This window comes from Vibrio sp. V43_P6S15P86 (assembly GCF_009904725.1).
GTDB lineage: Bacteria > Pseudomonadota > Gammaproteobacteria > Enterobacterales > Vibrionaceae > Vibrio > Vibrio diabolicus.
Genome location: NZ_WXWT01000101.1, coordinates 1 through 5342, shown reverse-complemented (window position 1 = coordinate 5342; position 5342 = coordinate 1). Strand labels below are relative to the sequence as shown.

Sequence of the window (5342 nt, the reverse complement as noted above, 5' to 3'; positions counted from 1 at the left end):
GTCGTTATCTGGATGAAGCGTTTGAAAATAATTTAGCTCTGTTTGGGGCAAACCAACTTGAGCGCGCGCAAGTGGAAATGTGGCATCGCGTGGTGGAGTTTCAAGGTCTGTATGCTGCTTTTCAAGCATTTAGAAACATCACAGCTATCTATGAAGATAGAGAGCGTTGTGTTAAAGAGTGGGGTGAAGAGTCCAAGCAACGCGTGCAAGAGTTTTTACCGTTGTTAGATAAGCGACTTGGTGAAAGCGAGTTCATTGCCGCTGACCATTTTACTATCGTCGATATTACAGGCTTTATTTTGATTGGCTTTGCAATTAAAGGCCTAGAAATCGATGTGCTTACTACTGCACCAAACATTGCGCGTTGGTATGAGCAAGTTTCAGCTCGGCCTGCATTTCTAAGTTGATGTACCAGCAGCGAGTAGATCATTGCTCGCTGCTATTGCCTTTCGAATTCAAAAGGATATTCAAATTCTTCAGCTTTTTTCTTATTTTGTCTCCTATCGCCTATAATTGGAAAAACAACCTCAATGGGCTTCAATGCGTTTTAGAGCCTAGCGCTCTTAGTCTGTAGACGTTCTTTTCATAGTGGGAAGTCTATTAATAGACAAGGAGAGGTCATGCGTATTCAAGTTAAAACTATCAATAATGTTCTTATTGCTCTTTTAATGGTTTCGGTCTTTGGTCTCGTCGCGCTGTACCTCAATAACACACAGCAGAATGAACAGATTGAAAAACTGCAAAGTCAGTTAATAGAGAAAGAACATCAGATATTAATCTCCAATGAGGCGCTGTCCTACACTCGATATCAACACCAGTTATTAGCTGAAGATTATAGTCGTTTTAGAAATGAGCAATCAGTGACTAGTGTTCTACGTTAGCGTGCCCGACTACCGTCTTAAGGAGGCGAATGAAATCCATTCTTTTGGTCGATGACAGTAAAACAGTACTACTTTATATCAGCAGTGCATTAGAAAAGCAGGGATATGAAGTTATTGCTGTTGAAGACGGACAATCCGCACTTGAAGTGCTGACTTATCGCAAAGATGTTCAGTTTGTACTTAGTGACTTAATGATGCCTGGCATTAATGGTATTGAGCTGTGTCGGCAATTAAAATCACAAGTTAGCGAACGTTACATTTTCTTTGTTTTATTGTCCTCTAGAAATGACCAAAGCTCGATCGTGAAAGGCATCGATGCTGGCGCAGATGACTTTGTGGATAAGAAGACGTCTGTAGAGGAACTTCAGGCCAGAATCCGCGCGGGGTTTCGTACTTTAGAACTGCACAACAAACTCGTTGAGAGAAATAAAGAGTTAGATGCGGCCTATCAAACAATCCACCAAGACCTACAGTCTGCTAGTCACCTGATGGAGCAACTACTCCCAGCGGAGTCGTCGATCCAGAACATGCAATTTAGTTACGCCTACAAACCGTGCTCCCAGATTGGTGGTGACATGTTGGGGTATTTTGAGCTTGATGAACAACATGTCGCATTTTATGTTTTCGATGTTTCAGGCCATGGTGTTTCGTCTGCTTTGATGGCTTTTTCTATCCAACAGACGTTATCTCAAAATCTGGGACCTGATTCGATAACCATGGAGCTAAGAGATGGCGACTACTGTATCAGTGAACCAGCAGCCGTTATTGATCGGCTAAACCGACGGTATCAGCAAACTAGGAATAGTCAGCTTTATTTCACTATGGTTTATGCCATTCTTAATACAGAATCAGGACAACTTCGCTATTGTACTGCTGGTCATCCTAAGTTCCTTGTTTGGCGAGCGAGCACCGAAACTACAGAGCTGGCGGGTGAAGACAACTTTATGATTGGCGCTTTGCAGCCGATGGAGTACGTTGGTAATCAAATTATTCTGAGTGAGGGAGATGTAGTATGGCTTTATTCGGATGGTTTGATAGAAGCAAGGAGAGGTGAGGAGATGTTTTCAGTACAAAGGTTGGCATCAAGTATAAAAGCTGTTTGTTCTTCGCAATTAGAAGTAGAAGTGCAGGCTAGATGTGTCTTTGAACAAGTACAATCTTGGCAGAACAAAGATGAGTTTTATGATGATGCGAGTCTTTTACAAGTAAGGTGGCGTGGCTGATAGCCTAGGGATAAAGGAAAAGAATGTTCCAGAGCGAGTTTAAACGAACTTACGGTGGATCCCTTACTCGCTCTCGAAGTGCGAGCAAAGAGGTTGCTAAGTTTTTAATGGATAATCAAGTATCGTTAAGTACGGCTCAGTCATTGGAGCTTTGTGTTGTTGAGCTTATGAACAATGCTTACATCCATTCTTACAGCGAAATTGAAGACAAGCCGATAGACGTGGAATGTAGGATTAGATGCGACCAAATGTCAGATTTCATTGAACTTAGGGTTTCTGACTACGGAGCGTCAATCAATGAAATGACATTCAACCAACATAAAAATAAACAGATTGAGGCTCCTAACTTAATGGATGATGATAGTTGGTCTGCTTCAGGTCGTGGACTGATGTTAGTCGCTCAATTATCTGACCAGTTCAAGTTAGAAAAAGAGATTGGAAAAAACACGTTTGTTTTAGTGAAGAAGAACGGAGAAAAACTAACAACCAAGCAAGATCTATTCACCCCACCTGGTCCCTAGCGTTAATCTGACGGTTACGTTGTATATTATTGTTATTTTGTATTTGTGGTTGGTGAAGGCGACAATAATGCTTCCAACTCTTCTGGTGTCAGTATATCACTGATGTTTAGCATATTGCTCTCATCATCTAACGCCATCTTTGTACGACTAAGCAAGTACCTCTTTTGAGTTGGCGTTAAGTCTTTGAGAGACTCAATCAGCTCCTTGAAATTGCTATTGTTCATTGCCATATTTCCCCCAGTTAAGCCTTAATTTGTTTTATTGCATATTCTTCAAGTAAGCAAAGATTTGTTGATTAATGGCAGCTAGCTCTTTAGTAACTATAGCTATATCTGAGCTATCTGGCTCGTTATCGTTTCTTGTTTCTGCTTCTATTTTTGTGAAAACAATGACAGCGGTTTCTTCACCAAAGCTCTCTAGAATGCCCTTTAGACTGTGAGCCAATAAGTAGAGTTCCGGCCAACATTTGTTTGCGTACAACTCATTGATACGCTGTATGTCATTGGCGTGGTCTTCTAAGTATGTGGAAAAAACGGTGACGATAAGATCTACGTCGTTCTCCATGTATTTATTGAGAACATCAAAATTAATCATGTTTACCTCTGACTAACCGCGAGGTAGAAAAATGTATCGGATAGGAATGTTGAAGTGGGGGGAGTTGAGCGCTGAACAGTGTGCTTATCACTTGAGCTAGACTCATAAAAACAAAGTTATTGTTCGGTACACTTTGACTTATATACAAGTGTCTATGATCTAATCTTTTGTGCAAAGCATTTTGCACTCGTGTCGTGGCAACACAAGTTACGTGATAGTGGGTTCCAAATAAAATGCTGGGTTGGGAACAGTCTTGTCTACCTAGTTTAAAGTAATCATCAAACAAGTAAGCCAAGCGCTCGCCAACTTTGACTATTCCTTCAGTCAAGGTTAACTCTCCTAATTGAGTACAAATACAAGCTAGCAACCTAGTTGCATAATGGCAAGTAGCTTGACGCAAAAAAGGGGCCTTGCGCCCCTTTTGTACAATTAGCTTTGCTTGGAGTCCTGTTCTACCTGCCTCATTAACTCGTTCGCCTTCTTCATTGCACGTCTTGCGCTTGTGGTCCTTCTCTTATTGAGTAGTATGTCGGAGAAGCGCAGGTATTTATCTGCAGTTTTGAATCTCAAATCGTTAATATCTTGAAAACCGATAGGAAAGTTCTTCGAAAACTGATCAACATCTTTCACTAAGTTATCGAGGTGAGTTGTCGTTCTTGCCTTTTCTAGGCGGTAATAGAAGTTTTCAAATTCCTCTTGGAACAAAATTCGAGCAGCCTCGTCCGGAAATGGTAGAGGATCCTTAGAGTCTAGCGCGGTCTCATACAGTTTCATTTCGAGAACTGCATCTTTCATCGCGTTGCTTATTTTTAAGTTGTTTTGATGCTCTTCAACGTTTGAGAAGAAAGTATTCCCAACCTTAATTAGCGCAACAAGTGCTGCAGCATCTTTATTTTTGAGTGCTTCAGTTAGGTGTTTACCAAAAACATCGCTAGATAATGAGCTTGGTGTAAATGGGTAATCCTGATGAATTTGATTTAACTCATCTTTCAGTTCATAGATGGACTTACTGTCTTCTTCTTTACTGTATCGAGACTTTTCCAGTTGGCTATTGATTTGTCTGGCTATCGAAAGCAATGTTGAGTGCTTGCTTGATTGAATATCTAACGCCAGAACTTCAATTTTATGTGAGTCAGGGTAGTAGGCTTTTGCTTTGTTTAGTACAGACTCGATTTCATCATAATTTGGATAGTTGTTAGCATCAGAATTCAGAACCTGATCAATCTCAGATTCAAACTCACTTAGAAGGTAGCTCTTGTGCTGTCGTAGTAAGCCAGCTTTAATCACCGGGTGTAAGTTTTTCTCACTATTAATCAGTGACAAGCTTTTTTCTGGCGGTGTATCAAGCAACCATTCCTGCCCATTAATCTGATCATTTTGCTTGTTAATCGCTATTTCTAAATCAGAGATGGTTTCTTGTTGTTGTTGATAGCCAAATACGATTCCGGTAACCAATAGTACGCTTGCAGCTACACCGCTAACGATAGGCCAATATCGCATGTTCAACTTTTGTTTTAACTGCTCTGGGGTAAGGTCTTTGGGGATGATGCCAGTTGAAAACACGCGTGCAAAGATAGGCCACTTAGATGCTGGCATATTAGCAGGTTTCGAGACCTTCATTTTCTTTTTGAGAGCTTCATTAACAGGAGTTCTTGAATAAGGATGCTTGCAACTCAATAACTCGTAAGCAATACAAAATAGCGCAAACATATCGTCGCTTAAGTTTGGCTCTTTACCCGACAACAAGTTGAGCGATGCGTAGTTTGGAGTATAACCAAGAGTCTCCACATTTTCGGCTTTACGTTTAGCTGCGTATTGATCTTGCTTTAATTGATGAGTTTTAGATACACCAAAGTCGAGTAATTTAACATTACCTTCAGACGTTAAAATGACGTTAGCGGGCTTTAAATCGGCATGCACGACACCAAGTGAATGGGCGTAAGACAGGGCGTCAAGTACCTGATTTAGAATCGATAAAGTTGCATTAAACTTCAGCCCATGCGGCCTAGATCGTTGTATTAAATTCTCTAATGTTTCCCCATTAATATATTCCATCACCAAGAAATATATTTCGCCATCGACACCAAAATCAAAAACCCTAATAATATTAGGGTGACTTAATC

7 protein-coding genes are annotated in these 5342 nt (G+C 40.7%); 4 read left to right on the top strand and 3 right to left on the bottom strand.

Translation table 11 applies throughout. The features are described 5' to 3' along the window. The 4 genes from CAG69_RS04315 to CAG69_RS04300 all read left to right on the top strand — a co-directional run. Window positions 1–407, top strand: a 407-nt coding sequence (locus CAG69_RS04315; protein WP_161442893.1) for a glutathione S-transferase family protein, incomplete at its 5' end; no start/stop codon positions are given. 213 nt (window positions 408–620) lie between these two features. After that, window positions 621–881: a hypothetical protein gene (locus CAG69_RS04310; protein ID WP_005395662.1), complete on the top strand. Its 261-nt coding sequence runs from the start codon at window positions 621–623 to the stop codon at window positions 879–881. 29 nt (window positions 882–910) lie between these two features. Continuing rightward, window positions 911–2104, top strand: a complete 1194-nt coding sequence (locus tag CAG69_RS04305; RefSeq protein ID WP_161442892.1) for a PP2C family protein-serine/threonine phosphatase — start codon at window positions 911–913, stop codon at window positions 2102–2104. 23 nt (window positions 2105–2127) lie between these two features. After that, on the top strand, window positions 2128–2625 hold the full coding sequence (locus CAG69_RS04300; RefSeq protein WP_161442889.1) for an ATP-binding protein: 498 nt from the start codon (window positions 2128–2130) through the stop codon (window positions 2623–2625). Window positions 2626–2657: 32 nt separating this feature from the next. Here CAG69_RS04300 and CAG69_RS04295 read toward each other — a convergent pair whose 3' ends face one another. The 3 genes from CAG69_RS04295 to CAG69_RS04285 form a co-directional block, all read right to left on the bottom strand. Next, window positions 2658–2849: a hypothetical protein gene (locus tag CAG69_RS04295; protein ID WP_054868056.1), complete on the bottom strand. Its 192-nt coding sequence runs from the start codon at window positions 2847–2849 to the stop codon at window positions 2658–2660. Window positions 2850–2883: 34 nt separating this feature from the next. Then, a complete protein-coding gene (locus CAG69_RS04290; RefSeq protein ID WP_005395669.1) occupies window positions 2884–3219 on the bottom strand; it encodes an Hpt domain-containing protein in 336 nt (111 codons plus the stop codon). A gap of 429 nt (window positions 3220–3648) precedes the next feature. After that, window positions 3649–5342, bottom strand: a 1694-nt coding sequence (locus CAG69_RS04285) for a serine/threonine-protein kinase (RefSeq protein ID WP_161442887.1), incomplete at its 5' end; no start/stop codon positions are given.

What these genes read in the sequence shown, in the direction of transcription:
- CAG69_RS04305 (WP_161442892.1), top strand. Translation starts at nt 911, where the DNA reads ATGAAATCCATTCTTTTGGTCGATGACAGTAAAACAGTACTACTTTAT.
- CAG69_RS04310 (WP_005395662.1), top strand. Translation starts at nt 621, where the DNA reads ATGCGTATTCAAGTTAAAACTATCAATAATGTTCTTATTGCTCTTTTA.
- CAG69_RS04295 (WP_054868056.1), bottom strand. Translation starts at nt 2,849, where the DNA reads ATGAACAATAGCAATTTCAAGGAGCTGATTGAGTCTCTCAAAGACTTA.
- CAG69_RS04300 (WP_161442889.1), top strand. Translation starts at nt 2,128, where the DNA reads ATGTTCCAGAGCGAGTTTAAACGAACTTACGGTGGATCCCTTACTCGC.
- CAG69_RS04290 (WP_005395669.1), bottom strand. Translation starts at nt 3,219, where the DNA reads ATGATTAATTTTGATGTTCTCAATAAATACATGGAGAACGACGTAGAT.